Source organism: Yersinia sp. Marseille-Q3913 (genome assembly GCF_963892745.1).
GTDB lineage: Bacteria > Pseudomonadota > Gammaproteobacteria > Enterobacterales > Enterobacteriaceae > Yersinia > Yersinia bercovieri.
In genome coordinates, this window is record NZ_CAWQAF010000022.1 from 39,698 (window position 1) to 55,012 (window position 15,315).

The window sequence follows — 15,315 nt, forward strand, 5'->3', positions numbered from 1 at the left end:
CCTGCTGGAAGAAATGGCGCAATAACTGATAAGGGGGGCATTTGCCCCCTTGATGTTTACTTCAGTCGCTTACCTGCATCATCAACGACTTTTTCACCGTCTTCTTTGGTGAAAGCGTTTTTCTGTGTATCCGGAAGAATATCCAGCACCACCTCTGACGGGCGGCACAGACGGGTTCCAAGCGGCGTCACCACGATCGGACGGTTAATCAGGATAGGATGTTGCAACATAAAGTCGATTAACTGGTCGTCAGTAAAGCGCTCTTCTGCAAGCCCTAACTCTTCAAAAGGTTCGACATTTTTACGCAGCAGCGTCCGTACAGTGATCCCCATATCGGCAATAAGTTTAACCAGTTCATCGCGTGAGGGCGGTGTCTCAAGATAATGAATAATGGTCGGCTCCGTGCCGCTATTACGGATCATCTCCAGCGTGTTGCGCGAGGTGCCGCAGGCTGGGTTGTGATAAATGGTGATGTTGCTCATATCAGTATCTCATTACAAAGTGAAAGAGAGACGTAGCGCCAGTGCGGTCAGCGTTACAAACAGCACAGGCAGAGTCATGATAATCCCGGTGCGGAAATAGTATCCCCAGGTGATTGTCATGTTTTTCTGTGAAAGTACATGCAGCCAGAGCAGTGTTGCCAGGCTACCAATAGGGGTAATTTTCGGCCCCAGATCGCAGCCAATCACATTGGCATAGATCATCGCTTCTTTGATAACGCCAGACGCGGTACTGCCATCAATCGACAGTGCGCCAACCAGCACGGTGGGCATATTGTTCATGATGGATGACAGGAACGCGGTCAGGAATCCCGTGCCAAATGTGGCGGCCCAAAGACCTTTGTCAGCCAGTAAATTCAACACGCCAGAGAGGTATTCTGTTAGCCCGGCATTACGCAAGCCATAAACAACCAGATACATTCCCAGCGAGAAAATCACAATCTGCCAGGGCGCACCACGCAGTACTTTACCGGTGTTAATGGCATGGCCTCCTTTAGCGACGACAAACAGGATAGCTGCACCTACCGCCGCAATAGCGCTGACCGGAATACCCAACGGCTCAAGCACAAAAAAACCTACCAGCAGAAGGATTAATACAATCCAGCCAGTTCTGAACGTCGCCGGGTCTTTGATAGCGAGTGCAGGTTCTTTCAGTCGGTTCAGGTCATAAGTTGGTGGGATATCTTTGCGGAAGAACAGGTGCAGCATCACCAGCGTGGCAATAATGGCGGCAATATCCACAGGCACCATCACTGAGGCATATTCTGTGAATCCCAGACCGAAGAAGTCAGCTGAAACAATATTGACCAGATTCGACACAATCAGCGGCAGGCTGGCGGTATCGGCAATAAACCCTGCAGCCATAACGAAAGCCAGCGTAGCGCTTTTACTGAACCCGAGCGCCAGCAGCATGGCAATAACAATCGGTGTCAGAATGAGAGCCGCACCATCATTGGCAAATAGCGCTGCCACCGCAGCACCAAGCAGAACGATATAGGTAAACAGCAGGCGACCACGGCCATTTCCCCACCGGGAAACATGCAGTGCTGCCCATTCAAAAAAGCCAGACTCATCCAGTAGCAAGCTGATGATAATCACGGCAATAAAGGTTGCGGTGGCGTTCCAGACGATATTCCAAACTACCGCAATGTCGGCGATGTGTACCACACCACAGATGAGGGCCAGTATCGCGCCTAACATGGCGCTCCAGCCAATCCCTAACCCCTTCGGCTGCCAGATAACCAACACTATGGTCAGAATGAAAATTGCTCCTGCCAGTAACATAAAACCCCCTGACAGGGCAGCATAACTGCCCTGTATATAGTAAAAATTAACCTACGAACTGTTTGAGTTTGTCGATACCGGTTGGCTCTGTCGCAAGAACAGGAACCAAAGCAACACGGGTAAGGTAGCGCGCCCACAGGCCATATTGACGTCAGCACACTCTCGGCAATATGTTGAAGCTATATCTATCACACAGGAGAATACTTCCCCATGACTAGAGAGAAATCCTTTAAAGCCATCGCAATAGCTTCCCTCTTTATGATTGCGCTTACCCCGTCATTATACGCCTCAGCGGCGAGCTTTGACTGCAAGCAGGCCGCTTCTGTAGATGAAAAAGCTATTTGTGCAGACCGTACGCTGAGCGAAAAAGATGTTCAAATGACCACAACATATAATTTGCTCAAAGGACTGTTATTAATGGGCGCTCGTGGTGCCTTACAGGATGAACAGGGCAAGTGGCTCAAAAAGCGGCAGCAGTGCGGCGCAAACTATACTTGCCTGTCGCAATTATATGACCAACGCATTGGCACCCTGATGGACGAATATAACAAAATTGCCCAAACCATTAATGCCGATTAGGGGCACTCTTGACGCCCAGTACCTCCCGGTTACACGTTGTAGACTCATTTCACGACAGAGGTAAGATCTTATGCGTCAATTATCAATCGGTGTACTGCTGGTGTCGATGCTGAGCTTTGGGACCATGAACGTAATGGCTGCACCAACAACAGAAATCTTGTCATCATCGTCTGTCATTGCACCCACGGTTAAAGCAAAAAAAGCAGATATTCCGGCAGAAAAAAATACCCTGGAACAAAAAGTGAAAAAATCAGGCAAGAATAAAGCCAAAAAGAGAGCTATTCAGAATGCCGAGAAGTCAGTGCTACGTTCATTACGTAAGTAACCTTATACCCACCGGCGCAGGGGATATTATTAGCCCCTGTCGCCGCTACCTCTCTTCCTTGCAAGTGAGACTAAAAAATGAACAAGTTAGCCATAAGCACTTTACTAGGTCTGTTGCTGGGATTGGGTGGAGTAACGACGCAAGCCAGCGCAGATACATCGACAGCAATTACGCCACCTATCGCACGCGGCCCTGGCCCGGTTATCAACCCTGAAAACTCACAATACATTGAAGAGAAAAATGCAGCAGCGAAGGTAAAAGATAAGGTTAAACCGACCAATCACCACGGCAAGAAGCATCATAAGAAAAAACGGTAATCAGCCATTCTCAATACTGATACTTTGTAGCAATAACGCGACTGGTGGCATTGCCAACGCCTAGACGACATCCCTAACCACCGGCTTATTTCCGGCATTGTCGGGTATTGTTTTGAGAAATTTAGCCCACCAGCGCAGCCACTCATTAGCAGTAATGTGTGTGGAGTTGATTGGGTGACTGATGGGCTAAAACGAAAAAAGGCCACCTTAATAGGCAGCCTTGAACTTGATTATTGGCTTATTTAGCGAATTTCTCAGCTTCTTCGCGAGTAGTGATGAAGCTTTCGCCAAGGCCAATCGCAATCAGTATTCCTACGATATAGCCTGCCAACTTACTGTTTAAAATCTTCTTGATCATGCAACCTCCAATTCAGAGGAGTAATCATTCTATGCCCTTTTCATCACGAGTAGTAGGTCGTGTATTCACCACATTCGGCTGAACACCAACCATTGCTGCAACAATGGCCTGAATAGATTGGGATATGAACCCGTTATTCAGTGATGCTCAGGCAAATGTAGAAAGCAAAAACCCTGACTGGTTAGAGTCAGGGCTTCGCGTTTTTCATAATACTTATACTAAGTCAAAATGGAGGAGCGCATCGGGTCATTCCCCAGAAGACGCCGATAATACCAATCAAACAACCCGACGCGCTTTTCTATTGTGACTCATTTGGACCGCCATCAGGGACTTGAACCCTGCACCCTCATATCCACAGACATGACCGCTCTATCCTCCTGAGCTAATGGCGGAAAATAAGTAAGCACACTGGATATCTCCGGGCAACCCTTCATCGACTTAACCCTGTGTGCTTTTGTAATTAAAAATACCCCGCCATCGACCCCCTGAACTTAATGTCATCATCTCTTTGCTGAGACAACAGCTCAAATAAATGAGCTGATGGCGGAAAAATCGCTTTTATAATCAGCGATAAATAAGCTTAAGGATGCCGTATAACCGACGAGACTGACATTAATGACGGCAGAGTCTCCCGAGCAAAGGGTAATAGCTAAAAATGAGAGTGTGATCTCAATTATTCGTCTGTGGGTAAGCTGTGTTGCTGTGATATCCCCTTGGCGGGCTTTGGACTTAACCGCTTCACCACATTCCTCTGAGTACTGTTTCACAACGATTGGATTAACCAACCCAGTACCACTGTCAGCACTTCAGGAGATGGGCGGGTGGGAGTCAATCGAAATGGTACGCAGGTATGCTCACGTATCCCCGAATCATTTAACTTAACATGCGCGTAAAATTGATGAGGTAATGGGGATTAATGTCACTAATCTGGCACTTTTGAAAAAGGTTGCTGATAATTAGGGGGTAAATGGAGGGTAACTCATTGATTTCAATGGTACGCCCTACAGGATTCGAACCTGTGACCTACGGCTTAGAAGGCCGTTGCTCTATCCAACTGAGCTAAGGGCGCATTTGATATTCACCGCAGCATAGAACGCTGTGGGTAGTCAGTTGCGGGTTGGATTATACGGGCAGTCGCTTTTGAGTCAATGGGTTTTCACCTTACCGTTTATCAACTGGCTATTTAATCGTTAATTAATCGTTATTATGCGCCTGACAGCGCGGCCCGCTTCTGACAAAATAGACAGATTCCCGCTTTTTTAATTGATGGACCCCTCCACTGATGTCAGCAAAAATTATTGATGGTAAAACGATTGCGCAGCAGGTAAGAAACGAAGTTGCTGCGCTAGTACAGAAACGTCTGGCTGCGGGTAAGCGCGCTCCCGGTCTTGCCGTTGTATTGGTAGGCGATAATCCAGCATCACAAATTTACGTCGCCAGTAAACGTAAGGCGTGCGAAGAGGTCGGTTTTATCTCTCGCTCCTATGACCTCCCGATGACCACCACTGAAGCTGAACTGTTGGCATTAATTGATTCATTGAATGACGAAAATGAGATTGACGGGATACTGGTACAACTGCCACTGCCTGCTGGCATTGATAATGTCAAAGTACTGGAGCGCATCCATCCTGATAAAGACGTCGATGGTTTCCATCCATATAACGTTGGCCGTCTGTGTCAGCGTGCGCCGAAACTGTGCCCTTGCACCCCACGCGGTATCGTTACACTGCTGGAACGCTATGAGATCCCGACTTACGGTCTGAACGCCGTCGTGGTCGGTGCCTCAAATATTGTTGGCCGCCCGATGAGCCTTGAGCTACTACTGGCGGGTTGCACCACCACCGTAACACATCGCTTCACCAAGAATCTGCGTCAGCATGTCGAAAATGCTGAGTTATTGGTAGTTGCAGTGGGTAAACCCGGTTTTATTCCCGGTGAGTGGATAAAACCAGGTGCTATCGTGATTGATGTCGGCATTAACCGCCTGGAAAGTGGTAAAGTAGTCGGTGATGTAGAATTTGATGTCGCTGTTGAACGTGCGGGTTGGATTACACCGGTTCCCGGTGGCGTTGGGCCAATGACCGTTGCGACACTGATACAAAATACCTTGCAAGCCTGCGAGGAATATCACGACATCAACGAAAATTGATTGAAAGGACAGTAATGGACATTTTTCATTTGGAAAAACACCCGCACGTCGAGCTGTGTGATTTATTAAAATTACAAGGCTGGAACGATAGCGGCGCCTCAGCAAAAGCCGCCATCGCCGATGGTCAGGTAAAAGTCGACGGAAGTGTCGAAACACGCAAGCGCTGCAAAATTCTTGCTGACCAGATCGTTGAGTTTCAAGGTATGAAAGTGCAGGTTAAAGCCTAACAACCTCGGCAATGGTGAGCTCAAGCTCGCTAACGCCAAAGATTCAGGCAAAAAAATGCGGTTGCTGACCAGAGCCAGAACCGCAATATTTTTAGTTTTATCACGCTAAGCAATCCCCCTGCCCGGCGCGACAAAACAGTATGTTATTTACGACGCCATGTGGTGCCTTGAGGGCCATCTTCCAACACAATCCCCAGCTCATTCAATTGATCACGGGCAGAATCGGCCAGCGCCCAATCTTTGCTGCTACGGGCATCATTGCGTTGCTTAATCAGCGCTTCAATTTGCGCAACTTCATCGCCGTCAGTCTGTGCACCACTTTGCAAAAACAGCTCAGGATCTTGTTCCAGCAAGCCCAGCACATGAGCCAGTTTACGCAGCTCTGCCGCTAACCCATTCGCCGCAGCGATATCTTCCGTTTTTAAGCGATTCACTTCACGGGCGATATCAAACAACACTGAGTAAGCCTCTGGGGTATTGAAATCATCATCCATTGCTGCGCGAAAGCGTGCTTCAAACTCAGCACCACCAGCAGGGGCCGCATTCGTGTCAGTGCCACGCAGCGCGGTATATAAGCGCTCCAGCGAAGCACGCGCCTGTTTGAGGTTCTCTTCGCTGTAGTTAAGTTGGCTGCGATAGTGCCCGGACATCAGGAAGTAGCGCACGGTTTCAGCATCGTAATAGGCCAGCACGTCGCGAATAGTAAAGAAGTTATTCAGTGATTTCGACATTTTTTCTTTGTCGATCATCACCATACCGGAATGCATCCAGTAGTTCACATAAGGACCATCATGGGCGCAGGTAGATTGTGCAATCTCATTTTCGTGGTGCGGGAACATCAAATCAGAACCGCCGCCGTGGATATCGAAATGCGCGCCTAGCTGTTTGCTGTTCATTGCTGAACACTCAATATGCCAGCCAGGACGGCCCGCCCCCCAAGGTGATTCCCAGCTTGGCTCACCCGGTTTAGACATTTTCCACAGCACGAAATCCATCGGATTGCGTTTAACATCAGCCACTTCAACTCGCGCACCCGCTTGTAACTGATCCAGATCTTGGCGGGACAACAGCCCATAATCCGGGTCACTGTCTACGGCGAACATCACATCGCCATTTGATGCTACATAGGCGTGATCACGGGCGATTAAGCGCTCGACCAGCTCAATTATTTCTGGGATATGGTGAGTCGCACGCGGCTCTAAATCGGGGCGTTCGAGGTTCAATGCATCGAAATCTTTATGCATTTCTGCCAGCATACGCGTGGTAAGTTGCTCGCAGGTTTCACTATTTTCAATGGCACGTTTGATAATTTTATCGTCAACGTCAGTGACATTGCGGACATACGTCAGCGAGTAACCTAAATAGCGCAAATAACGCGCAACAACGTCGAACGCAACAAAAGTACGCCCATGCCCAATGTGGCACAGGTCATAAATGGTGATCCCGCATACATACATACCAATTTTACCGGCATGGATAGGCTTGAATTCCTCTTTTTGGCGACTCAGTGTATTAAAAATCTTTAGCATCGGGACATTCCGTGGTTTTGTTTTTTTGCGGTATGCAGAGTTCATACTCAAAGTCATTGACGTTGCAGCTAAAGCGGCAAGCAGACGCCCCTGAGGCTTCAATGGCAAAGGGTATAATAGGATATCATCAGATTATGCGGTAAATCAGCCCGTGATTCAGCACTTTTTCGCCCATATTGGCCGTGTTGCGAGTGCTGACTCAATCTCAGAGATATGATATAAGAGCCGTCTAAAGGGTTACGACTCATTTGTGAACACACTTATTACACTAGCAGGAATATTATTATGGTCACGTTTCATACTAATCACGGCGATATCGTCGTCAACACCTTCGCGGATAAAGCGCCGGTTACCGTTGAGAACTTCCTGAACTACTGCCGTAAAGGTTTCTATGATAACACTATTTTCCACCGTGTTATTGATGGTTTCATGATTCAGGGCGGTGGTTTCGAGCCGGGTATGAATCAAAAAGAGACTGATGCACCTATCAAGAACGAAGCCAATAACGGTCTGAAAAACACCCGTGGCACACTGGCAATGGCGCGTACTAACGATCCACACTCTGCCACTGCTCAGTTCTTTATTAACGTTGCAGACAACGACTTCCTGAACTTCCGTTCAGAGCGCCCAGATGGCTGGGGCTACTGTGTATTTGCTGAAGTTACCGAGGGTTTGGACGTGGTTGAGAAGATCAAAAACGTCGCAACAGGTCGCAGCGGTATGCATCAGGATGTGCCAAAAGAAGACGTCATCATTAAAAGCGTTACTGTAAGCGAGTAATAGCGACTTAATGAGCACGCTTTTTATTGCAGATTTGCATCTTAGCGTTCAGGAACCGGCAATCACTGCCGGTTTCCTGCATTTTATACAGCGTGATGCTATTCATGCTGATGCTTTATATATCCTGGGCGATTTATTTGAGTCCTGGATTGGTGATGATGACCCCGATCCACTGTATCGGCAAGTTGCCGCTGCGTTAAAATCACTCCAGCAACAGGGTGTACCCTGCTACTTTATCCACGGCAATCGCGATTTTCTGCTCGGTAAACGCTTTGCGGCTGAAAGCGGTATGACACTACTCGCGGAAGAAAAGGTCGTCGAGCTGTATGGCCGCAGAGTCGTTATTTTGCATGGTGATACTTTATGTACCGATGATACCGACTATCAGCATTTTCGGCGCAGAGTTCACAACCCCCTGATTCAAAAACTTTTCCTATGGTTACCGCTGCGCTTTCGTTTACGTATTGCCGCTTATATGCGCAACCAAAGCCAACAGAACAATAGCGGTAAGTCGCAACTCATCATGGATGTGAATCCACAAGCTGTCATTGATACATTTCAGCGGAATCAGGTCAGTTGGATGATCCATGGGCACACTCATCGCCCTGCGGTTCATAATGTAGCACTGCCCGCAGCAACAGCGCATCGGGTGGTTTTGGGTGCCTGGCATGTTGAAGGTTCGATGGTAAAAGTCACGGCTGAAAGTGTTGAGTTGATTAAATTCCCGTTTTAACCGCCTGATGGTCAATAACTGCGGCGCTATTTATCATTAGCACCCCCCTATTTATCATTAGTGTACCGCTAAAAAAACCGCAAAATCCCACTAAAAGCCGCGACGCAACCGTTTTCCTCGCCTTTGGCTCATGATATGCTCTACGCCCTCATCGCCAGCCACGAGATCTAACTTCGTTCTGGCCGACGCTTGCGCAATCACAGGAGCCTTACCCTCATGGGAGCCAACCTCGATTCGGCTTATGCAGCCGGGGTTAAAATCGCTATCGTAATGGGGTCCAAAAGTGACTGGGCCACCATGCAGTTCGCCGCCGACGTGCTCACCACGCTCAATGTTCCGTTTCATGTCGAAGTTGTCTCTGCACACAGAACCCCCGATAAGCTGTTCAGTTTTGCCGAACAAGCGGATGCCAATGGCTTACATGTCATTATTGCGGGCGCGGGCGGTGCAGCTCACCTGCCGGGAATGATCGCGGCCAAAACACTGGTGCCGGTTTTAGGTGTTCCGGTGCAAAGTGCGGCGTTAAGCGGCGTCGATAGCCTCTATTCCATCGTGCAGATGCCGCGTGGCATTCCGGTGGGGACACTGGCTATTGGTAAAGCTGGGGCGGCGAATGCTGCATTGCTCGCCGCACAAATATTGGCGCTGCATGACACTGAATTGGCTGGCCGTCTGGCTAATTGGCGTCAAAGCCAAACGGACGAAGTGCTGGAAAATCCTGATCCGAGGGATGAAGCATGAAGCCGGTTTGCGTATTAGGGAACGGTCAGTTAGGGCGTATGTTGCGCCAGGCAGGTGAGCCGCTAGGCATTGCCGTCTATCCGGTGGGGTTAGATGCCGAACCGGAAGCGGTGCCTTATCAGCACAGTGTGATCACCGCTGAGATTGAGCGCTGGCCGGAAACCGCCTTAACCCGCGAGCTGGCGACACATACCGCCTTTGTTAACCGCGATATTTTCCCGCGTCTGGCTGACCGCCTGACACAAAAACAGCTGCTCGATAGCCTGAATCTGGCGACTGCTCCTTGGCAGCTATTGGCCAGTGCCAGCGAGTGGCCGCAGGTTTTCGCCACCCTAGGCGAACTTGCCATCGTGAAACGTCGAGTCGGCGGCTACGATGGCCGTGGTCAGTGGCGTTTGCGCGCAGGTGAGCAAGATACCCTACCTGCCGATGCTTACGGCGAGTGTATTGTCGAGCAGGGTATTAACTTCTCCGGCGAAGTTTCGCTGGTCGGTGCTCGCAGCCATCAAGGCAAATCGGTTTTCTACCCGCTGACCCACAATTTGCATGAAGATGGCATCTTGCGCGTCAGTGTGGCACTCCCTCAGCCGGATAGCCGTTTACAGCAACAAGCAGAACAGATGCTCTCTGCCATTATGGATGAGCTAAATTATGTCGGTGTGATGGCGATGGAGTGCTTTATTGTCGGCGACAGTTTGCTGATCAATGAGTTAGCACCGCGAGTGCATAACAGCGGTCACTGGACCCAAAATGGCGCCTCCATCAGCCAGTTCGAGCTGCATCTGCGCGCTATTTTGGATCTGCCGCTGCCTGAGCCGGTGGTGAACACCCCATCTGCAATGGTCAATCTGATTGGCACGCCAGTGAATGTCGAGTGGCTATCACTGCCATTAGTGCATCTGCACTGGTACGAAAAAGAGGTGCGTGAAGGCCGCAAAGTGGGTCATTTGAATTTGAATGATCCCGATGGCGCGGCATTAAGTGCTGCACTGGCCAAGCTGGCCCCTTTGCTCCCAACTGAGTACCAAAACGCACTGCGTTGGGCGCAGGCGAAGCTGTAAATCATTCGCAGGAAACTAATAATTCGCGGGCAACTCATGCTGCCCGCGAATAAAATCTACCCCTCATAGTGGCGGAATAGAGCCCGCCCCTGCAACAGCCGCGCACCGAGCCAGCCGCCACAGAGTGACAATAGCAGCGCCGCCGCCAGCGGCAATAGCCACCACATGACCCAATTAGGCTGCCACGGGAAGTCAAACACCAACCGCTGTAGCGCCCAGAGTGCGGCTTCCGCACCGATAGCGGCCGCCAGACCAGCCACCAGCCCCAGCAGAGCAAACTCCCACCACAATGTGCCGCGCAGTAAGCGTTTACTTGCGCCTAGCGTACGATAGACCACCAGCTCTTGACGGCGCTGGCGCATCCCTACCTGTACCTGTGCCAGCAACAGCAAGGTGCCACAAATAATGACCAGCACCACCATCACTTCCAGCGCGCGACTGACCTGCTGTAGCACCTGCCCTACCTGTTTTAGCATCGCGCCAATATCCAGCAAGCTGAGTGTCGGGAACTGGCGATTCAGTTGTGTCAGTGCTTCCCCATCCCCGTGATAGCGGAAACTGGTCAGCCAGGTTTGTGGCTGCTTATCCAGCGCACCCGGCGGAAAAATAAAGTAGAAATTAGGTCGCAAACTCTCCCAGTCCACCTGACGAATGCTGCTCACGGTAGCCTCAAATGACTGGGTATCGCCACTGAATGTCAGCTTATCGCCGATTTTAATGCCCAGTCGATCAGCGATCCCCTGCTCCATCGACACTTCATCTGCCTTTGGCGGCCACTGGCCGGCAGTCAAAATATTGTGCGCCGGTAAATCTTGCTGCCAGGTCAGATTCAATTCGCGGTTAACCGCTTCACCGCCGGGATCATCTTCATGGACCCGCTCAGTGGCCAGTTGCTGGTTAATTTCACTCAATCGCACCCGAACAATCGGATAGAAGGTCGAAGGGGTTATCTGATGTTGCGCCAGAAATTCGGTCACCTGCGGCACCTGTTGCGGTGTCATATTCAGCAAAAAGTAGTTTGGACTATCTGGCGGCAGTTGCTGCTGCCAGCGATCCAGCAGATCGCCGCGCAACACTAACAGCAACGCCAACAGCATGAAAGATAAAGAAAATGCCGCCAGTTGCGTCAGCGTCATCCATGGCTGGCGGAGCAACCGGTTGATGGCTAATCGCAATGACAAACGGGTGACGGTGAGGCGGCGTAACAGCAACAAACCGCCCCAACCTATCACCCCGAGCAGTAACGCCAAAACTACCATGCCCGCGAGAATGGCCCACAGCAGGGAGTTGCCCCCCATCAGTAGCGCCAGCAGCCCCACCACGATAGCCATCATCACCGGAATAAAGTAGCGCAGCGGCCAGACATTGGCGGAAACATCGCGGCGCAAGACCCGCAATGGCTGGGTCGCCAGCAGTTGCCGATAGGGGCGAATACCCACCAGCAACGAAATCAATATCAGCGATCCCATTGACCATACCCATGGCCATAAACCCGCGGCGGGTAGTGCCGCCGGCAATACCGGTGACAATAAGCGCACCAGAATGCCCTCGAACAGCAGACCAATCAGGCTGCCACACAGGCCCGCCAGCACCAGCACCGCTAGCCACTGACCAATAATCAGCCGCCGTAGCGCACGGCGCCCGGCCCCTAAGGTTTTCAGCACCGCAACCAAGTCATAGCGGCTGCGGCAGTAGTGCCCCATCGCCACCGCCACGGCGGCAATCGAGAGTAATAGCGTCAAGAGCGCCGATAACAGCAAGAATTGCTGCGCCCGTTGCAGGGATTTCCCCAATGCGCCACCGGACTCTTGCAGGCCATACCAGCGCTGCTCCGGCTTCAATTGCGGGGTGAGCCAGTCGCTGAACTGCGCCACCGCCTGCGGTGAGCCAGCAAACATGTAACGATAGGTCAGGCGGCTGCCCGGCTGTATCGCGCCCGTTTTCTCCACATCGGCCAGATTGATCAAAATACGCGGCGAGGTTTGGAACGGATTAAACCCAGAATCCGGCTCCTGAATCACTTCGCCGACAATTTTCAGCGAGGTATCCCCCACCTCTAACCTGTCACCGACCTTCACCCCCAGCAGCGATAAAAGCCTTGGAGCCACCAGCACTGTGCCCGGTTCAAGTACCGCGCCGGCGGGCTGTGTCTCGAGCTTGCCATACAGCGGGTAAGCCAAATCGGTGGCTTTGACATCCGCCAACTGCGGACGATCACCGGCAAAAGTCATAGTCATAAAGGAGAGCTGGCGGCTGACAGCCAGCCCTTGCTGCTTCGCCTCCAGCAACCAGCCCTCTGGCACAGGGTGCGCGGCACTCAGCACCCGATCACCCGCCAGAAAATCGCGGCTCTGCTGACTCAGCCCTTTCTCCATGCGGTCACTGATGGTGCCTAACGCCAGCACACAGGCCACCGCCAGCGTTAATGCCAGCCAGACAATTAACAGTGAGGGTGAGCGCCACTCACGCCAAAACCAGCGCCAAATCATGCTTCCTCCCACAATTTACCATCCTGTAAGCGCAGCCGGCGCTGGCAACGACCCGCCAGTTGCACATCATGGGTGACCAGAATTAACGTGGTGCCGTAGTCGCGATTAAGGGAAAACAGCAAATCGGCGATGCGGTCACCGGTATGGCGATCGAGGTTACCGGTGGGTTCATCGGCAAATAACACTTTAGGCCGCCCACTGAAGGCGCGGGCCAGTGCCACCCGCTGCTGCTCGCCGCCAGAAAGCTGGGCCGGAAGATGATGAAGGCGCTGGTCCAGCCCCACCAGCTTTAACAGCTCGATCGCATGTGCTTTACTTTCGCGCTCGCTCTCTCCCCGCAGCAAGGCTGGGAGTTGGACATTTTCCAATGTATTGAGTGTCGGCACTAGCATAAACGATTGAAAGACAAAGCCAATATTCTCTGCCCGTAGTTGCGCGCGCCCCTCTTCATCCATCGCCGTCAAAGAGTGGCCGAGTAAGCTCACCTCGCCACTGCTGCCGTCATCCAGACCCGCCAGTATGCCCAGTAAGGTGGATTTACCTGAGCCTGACTCGCCAATCAGTGCGATTGTCTGAGCGGGTTTGACAACGAGCTCAACTCCGGTAAGGATGGAGAGCTGTTGCTCACCCTGACCGACGTGCTTATTAAGATGATGAACTTCAAGAACGTTTTCCGCTGGCATCTTCCCTTCCTATTACTGTTGGGATTATTCAGTTTGCGTGCCGCCGCAACCGATACACTTTTGATTCTCGGCGACAGTTTGAGCGCCGGTTACCGCTTGCCCATTGCCGAGGCCTGGCCTACACGGCTGGATAAAACATGGCAGACCAGCTCCTCATTACCGAAAGTGGTCAACGCCAGTATTAGTGGCGATACTGCCGCCCAAGGTTTGGCCCGCCTGCCTGCGCTGCTCAAGCAACATCAGCCACGCTGGGTGCTGATTGAACTGGGTGCCAATGACGGGCTGCGCGGTTTTCCAACGCAGGATATTCAACGGGATCTGACACAAATTATCAATCTGGTAAAGGAAGCGAAAGCCGAACCTTTATTGATGCAAATCCGCATTCCACCTAACTATGGTCGCCGTTATACTGATGCCTTCACCGATATCTATCCACAGCTTGCACAACAATTTGGCATTCCGCTGGTTCCTTTCTTTATGGAACAAGTTGCCGTAAAGCCCGAGTGGATGCAGGATGATGGTTTACACCCTAACGCCGAGGCTCAGCCGTTCATCGCTGATTGGATGGCACAACAACTCAAGCCGTTAGTGACTAATAAACAGTAATAATGCTTTAGTTAACCACTTGTTCAAGCAAATAGATTCACTCACTAGGTAAAGTTATGCAAAAAGCAGTATTAATTACCGGTTGTTCCAGTGGCATTGGTCTGGTCGCGGCACAAGAGTTGAAAAACCGAGGCTACCGCGTACTGGCGGCCTGCCGTAAACCCGATGATGTGGCAAAGATGACACAGTTGGGGCTGGAAGGTATTGAGCTGGATTTGGATGACAGTGCCAGTGTCGAGCGTGCGGCAGCAGAGGTTATCGCACTGACGGGCGGGCGCTTGTATGGTCTGTTTAACAATGGTGGTTTTGGTTTATATGGCCCATTGCAAACTATCTCCCGCCAGCAGTTGGAGCAGCAATTCTCCACCAATCTGTTCGGCACCCACCAACTGACACAATTACTGTTACCGGCCATGCTACCCCATGGCGAAGGGCGTATCATCCAAACCAGCTCGGTGATGGGGTTGGTTTCGACCGCCGGGCGTGGTGCTTACGCGGCCAGCAAATATGCGCTAGAGGCCTGGTCGGACGCACTGCGCATGGAGCTGCACGACAGCGGGATCCATGTCAGCCTGATCGAACCCGGCCCTATCAGCACCCATTTCACGCAAAATGTGAATCAGGCGCAAGCCAATAAACCGGTCAATAATCCCGGTATCGCGCAGCGTTTTACGCTGCCACCGGAAGCTATATTGCCGAAATTGCGCCACGCACTGGAGAGCCCACGCCCGAAATTGCGTTATCCGGTCACCCTGGTCGCCCATGCACTGACGATACTGCGCCGCATTTTGCCGGGGCGAATGTTAGATAAAGTCTTGCGTGGTAACTCTTGATACGTGGTAATTATTGATAATAGTGATGAGGGTTGAGGGTTGAAGCAACCTAACTCGCCCCAATTAACTGCTATACCCTAAATAATTCGAGTTGCAGGAAGGCGGCAACTGAGTGAGTCCC

The 15,315-nt window shown here is 51.3% G+C and carries 16 protein-coding genes, 2 tRNA genes and 1 pseudogene; 12 read left to right on the plus strand and 7 right to left on the minus strand.

Going from position 1 to position 15,315, the window contains the following annotated elements; genetic code table 11:
* Positions 1-56: 56 nt before the first annotated feature.
* Together arsC and AACW11_RS10455 are read right to left on the minus strand one after the other, a co-directional pair.
* Complete coding sequence (arsC, locus tag AACW11_RS10450) at positions 57-482, minus strand: glutaredoxin-dependent arsenate reductase (RefSeq protein WP_212584235.1); 426 nt, start codon at positions 480-482, stop codon at positions 57-59.
* Between the two features lie 12 nt (positions 483-494).
* The gene (locus AACW11_RS10455) at positions 495-1,784 is read right to left on the minus strand and encodes an arsenic transporter (protein WP_212584236.1); all 1,290 of its coding nucleotides are present in this window, start codon (positions 1,782-1,784) and stop codon (positions 495-497) included.
* Between the two features lie 210 nt (positions 1,785-1,994).
* Here AACW11_RS10455 and AACW11_RS10460 point away from each other — a divergent pair, with 210 nt between their 5' ends.
* From AACW11_RS10460 to AACW11_RS10470, 3 genes are all read left to right on the plus strand, one after another.
* Positions 1,995-2,363 carry a lysozyme inhibitor LprI family protein gene (locus AACW11_RS10460; protein ID WP_445285813.1) on the plus strand — a complete coding sequence of 123 codons (369 nt, stop codon included), beginning with the start codon at positions 1,995-1,997 and terminating at the stop codon, positions 2,361-2,363.
* Positions 2,364-2,433: 70 nt separating this feature from the next.
* Positions 2,434-2,688, plus strand: coding sequence for a hypothetical protein (locus AACW11_RS10465; protein WP_212584237.1), 255 nt, complete (start codon positions 2,434-2,436; stop codon positions 2,686-2,688).
* A 77-nt stretch (positions 2,689-2,765) separates the two neighbouring features.
* On the plus strand, positions 2,766-3,005 hold the full coding sequence (locus tag AACW11_RS10470) for a hypothetical protein (protein WP_212584238.1): 240 nt from the start codon (positions 2,766-2,768) through the stop codon (positions 3,003-3,005).
* Positions 3,006-3,676: 671 nt separating this feature from the next.
* Here AACW11_RS10470 and AACW11_RS10475 read toward each other — a convergent pair.
* Positions 3,677-3,755, minus strand: a tRNA-OTHER gene (locus AACW11_RS10475).
* Positions 3,756-4,149: 394 nt separating this feature from the next.
* On the opposite strand from AACW11_RS10475, the pseudogene AACW11_RS20840 reads away from it, so the two are divergent.
* Positions 4,150-4,242, plus strand: a pseudogene (locus AACW11_RS20840) (tyrosine-type recombinase/integrase); the annotation flags it as partial.
* A 113-nt stretch (positions 4,243-4,355) separates the two neighbouring features.
* On the opposite strand, the gene AACW11_RS10485 reads toward AACW11_RS20840, so the two are convergent.
* Positions 4,356-4,432, minus strand: a tRNA-Arg gene (locus AACW11_RS10485).
* Between the two features lie 213 nt (positions 4,433-4,645).
* On the opposite strand from AACW11_RS10485, the gene folD reads away from it, so the two are divergent.
* Complete coding sequence (gene folD, locus AACW11_RS10490; RefSeq protein ID WP_212584239.1) at positions 4,646-5,512, plus strand: bifunctional methylenetetrahydrofolate dehydrogenase/methenyltetrahydrofolate cyclohydrolase FolD; 867 nt, start codon at positions 4,646-4,648, stop codon at positions 5,510-5,512.
* A gap of 14 nt (positions 5,513-5,526) precedes the next feature.
* A complete protein-coding gene (gene ybcJ / locus AACW11_RS10495; RefSeq protein WP_005277036.1) occupies positions 5,527-5,739 on the plus strand; it encodes a ribosome-associated protein YbcJ in 213 nt (70 codons plus the stop codon).
* A 143-nt stretch (positions 5,740-5,882) separates the two neighbouring features.
* Here ybcJ and cysS read toward each other — a convergent pair whose 3' ends face one another.
* Positions 5,883-7,268 carry a cysteine--tRNA ligase gene (gene cysS, locus AACW11_RS10500; protein WP_212584240.1) on the minus strand — a complete coding sequence of 462 codons (1,386 nt, stop codon included), beginning with the start codon at positions 7,266-7,268 and terminating at the stop codon, positions 5,883-5,885.
* Between the two features lie 285 nt (positions 7,269-7,553).
* Between cysS and ppiB the strand changes: the two genes are divergently transcribed.
* The 4 genes from ppiB (at position 7,554) to purK (ending at position 10,583) form a co-directional block, all read left to right on the plus strand.
* Positions 7,554-8,048: a peptidylprolyl isomerase B gene (ppiB, locus tag AACW11_RS10505; protein WP_004873351.1), complete on the plus strand. Its 495-nt coding sequence runs from the start codon at positions 7,554-7,556 to the stop codon at positions 8,046-8,048.
* 10 nt (positions 8,049-8,058) lie between these two features.
* Positions 8,059-8,781 carry a UDP-2,3-diacylglucosamine diphosphatase gene (locus AACW11_RS10510; RefSeq protein ID WP_212584241.1) on the plus strand — a complete coding sequence of 241 codons (723 nt, stop codon included), beginning with the start codon at positions 8,059-8,061 and terminating at the stop codon, positions 8,779-8,781.
* Positions 8,782-8,997: 216 nt separating this feature from the next.
* Positions 8,998-9,522 (plus strand): 5-(carboxyamino)imidazole ribonucleotide mutase, encoded by a 525-nt coding sequence (gene purE / locus AACW11_RS10515; protein ID WP_212584242.1) that lies wholly within the window; start codon positions 8,998-9,000, stop codon positions 9,520-9,522.
* Positions 9,519-10,583 (plus strand): 5-(carboxyamino)imidazole ribonucleotide synthase, encoded by a 1,065-nt coding sequence (gene purK, locus AACW11_RS10520; protein ID WP_212584243.1) that lies wholly within the window; start codon positions 9,519-9,521, stop codon positions 10,581-10,583. Before purE ends, purK begins: the two co-directional genes overlap by 4 nt.
* A 56-nt stretch (positions 10,584-10,639) precedes the next feature.
* Here the strand turns inward: purK and ybbP are convergent, their stop codons facing one another.
* Positions 10,640-13,072: a putative ABC transporter permease subunit YbbP gene (gene ybbP, locus AACW11_RS10525; RefSeq protein WP_212584244.1), complete on the minus strand. Its 2,433-nt coding sequence runs from the start codon at positions 13,070-13,072 to the stop codon at positions 10,640-10,642.
* Positions 13,069-13,755, minus strand: a complete 687-nt coding sequence (gene ybbA, locus AACW11_RS10530; RefSeq protein WP_212584245.1) for a putative ABC transporter ATP-binding protein YbbA — start codon at positions 13,753-13,755, stop codon at positions 13,069-13,071. Before ybbA ends, ybbP begins: the two co-directional genes overlap by 4 nt.
* Between ybbA and tesA the strand changes: the two genes are divergently transcribed.
* Together tesA and AACW11_RS10540 are read left to right on the plus strand one after the other, a co-directional pair.
* Positions 13,726-14,361, plus strand: coding sequence for a multifunctional acyl-CoA thioesterase I/protease I/lysophospholipase L1 (tesA, locus tag AACW11_RS10535; RefSeq protein WP_212584398.1), 636 nt, complete (start codon positions 13,726-13,728; stop codon positions 14,359-14,361). The genes ybbA and tesA overlap by 30 nt on opposite strands.
* A 56-nt stretch (positions 14,362-14,417) precedes the next feature.
* Positions 14,418-15,194, plus strand: coding sequence for an SDR family oxidoreductase (locus AACW11_RS10540; RefSeq protein ID WP_212584246.1), 777 nt, complete (start codon positions 14,418-14,420; stop codon positions 15,192-15,194).
* Positions 15,195-15,315 lie beyond the last annotated feature (121 nt).

Coding starts and splice junctions, on each gene's coding strand:
- arsC (WP_212584235.1), bottom strand. CDS start 482: ATGAGCAACATCACCATTTATCACAACCCAGCCTGCGGCACCTCGCGC.
- ppiB (WP_004873351.1), top strand. CDS start 7,554: ATGGTCACGTTTCATACTAATCACGGCGATATCGTCGTCAACACCTTC.
- AACW11_RS10510 (WP_212584241.1), top strand. CDS start 8,059: ATGAGCACGCTTTTTATTGCAGATTTGCATCTTAGCGTTCAGGAACCG.
- AACW11_RS10455 (WP_212584236.1), bottom strand. CDS start 1,784: ATGTTACTGGCAGGAGCAATTTTCATTCTGACCATAGTGTTGGTTATC.
- AACW11_RS10470 (WP_212584238.1), top strand. CDS start 2,766: ATGAACAAGTTAGCCATAAGCACTTTACTAGGTCTGTTGCTGGGATTG.
- AACW11_RS10465 (WP_212584237.1), top strand. CDS start 2,434: ATGCGTCAATTATCAATCGGTGTACTGCTGGTGTCGATGCTGAGCTTT.
- cysS (WP_212584240.1), bottom strand. CDS start 7,268: ATGCTAAAGATTTTTAATACACTGAGTCGCCAAAAAGAGGAATTCAAG.
- purE (WP_212584242.1), top strand. CDS start 8,998: ATGGGAGCCAACCTCGATTCGGCTTATGCAGCCGGGGTTAAAATCGCT.
- AACW11_RS10460 (WP_445285813.1), top strand. CDS start 1,995: ATGACTAGAGAGAAATCCTTTAAAGCCATCGCAATAGCTTCCCTCTTT.
- tesA (WP_212584398.1), top strand. CDS start 13,726: ATGAACTTCAAGAACGTTTTCCGCTGGCATCTTCCCTTCCTATTACTG.
- purK (WP_212584243.1), top strand. CDS start 9,519: ATGAAGCCGGTTTGCGTATTAGGGAACGGTCAGTTAGGGCGTATGTTG.
- ybcJ (WP_005277036.1), top strand. CDS start 5,527: ATGGACATTTTTCATTTGGAAAAACACCCGCACGTCGAGCTGTGTGAT.
- folD (WP_212584239.1), top strand. CDS start 4,646: ATGTCAGCAAAAATTATTGATGGTAAAACGATTGCGCAGCAGGTAAGA.
- ybbP (WP_212584244.1), bottom strand. CDS start 13,072: ATGATTTGGCGCTGGTTTTGGCGTGAGTGGCGCTCACCCTCACTGTTA.
- ybbA (WP_212584245.1), bottom strand. CDS start 13,755: ATGCCAGCGGAAAACGTTCTTGAAGTTCATCATCTTAATAAGCACGTC.
- AACW11_RS10540 (WP_212584246.1), top strand. CDS start 14,418: ATGCAAAAAGCAGTATTAATTACCGGTTGTTCCAGTGGCATTGGTCTG.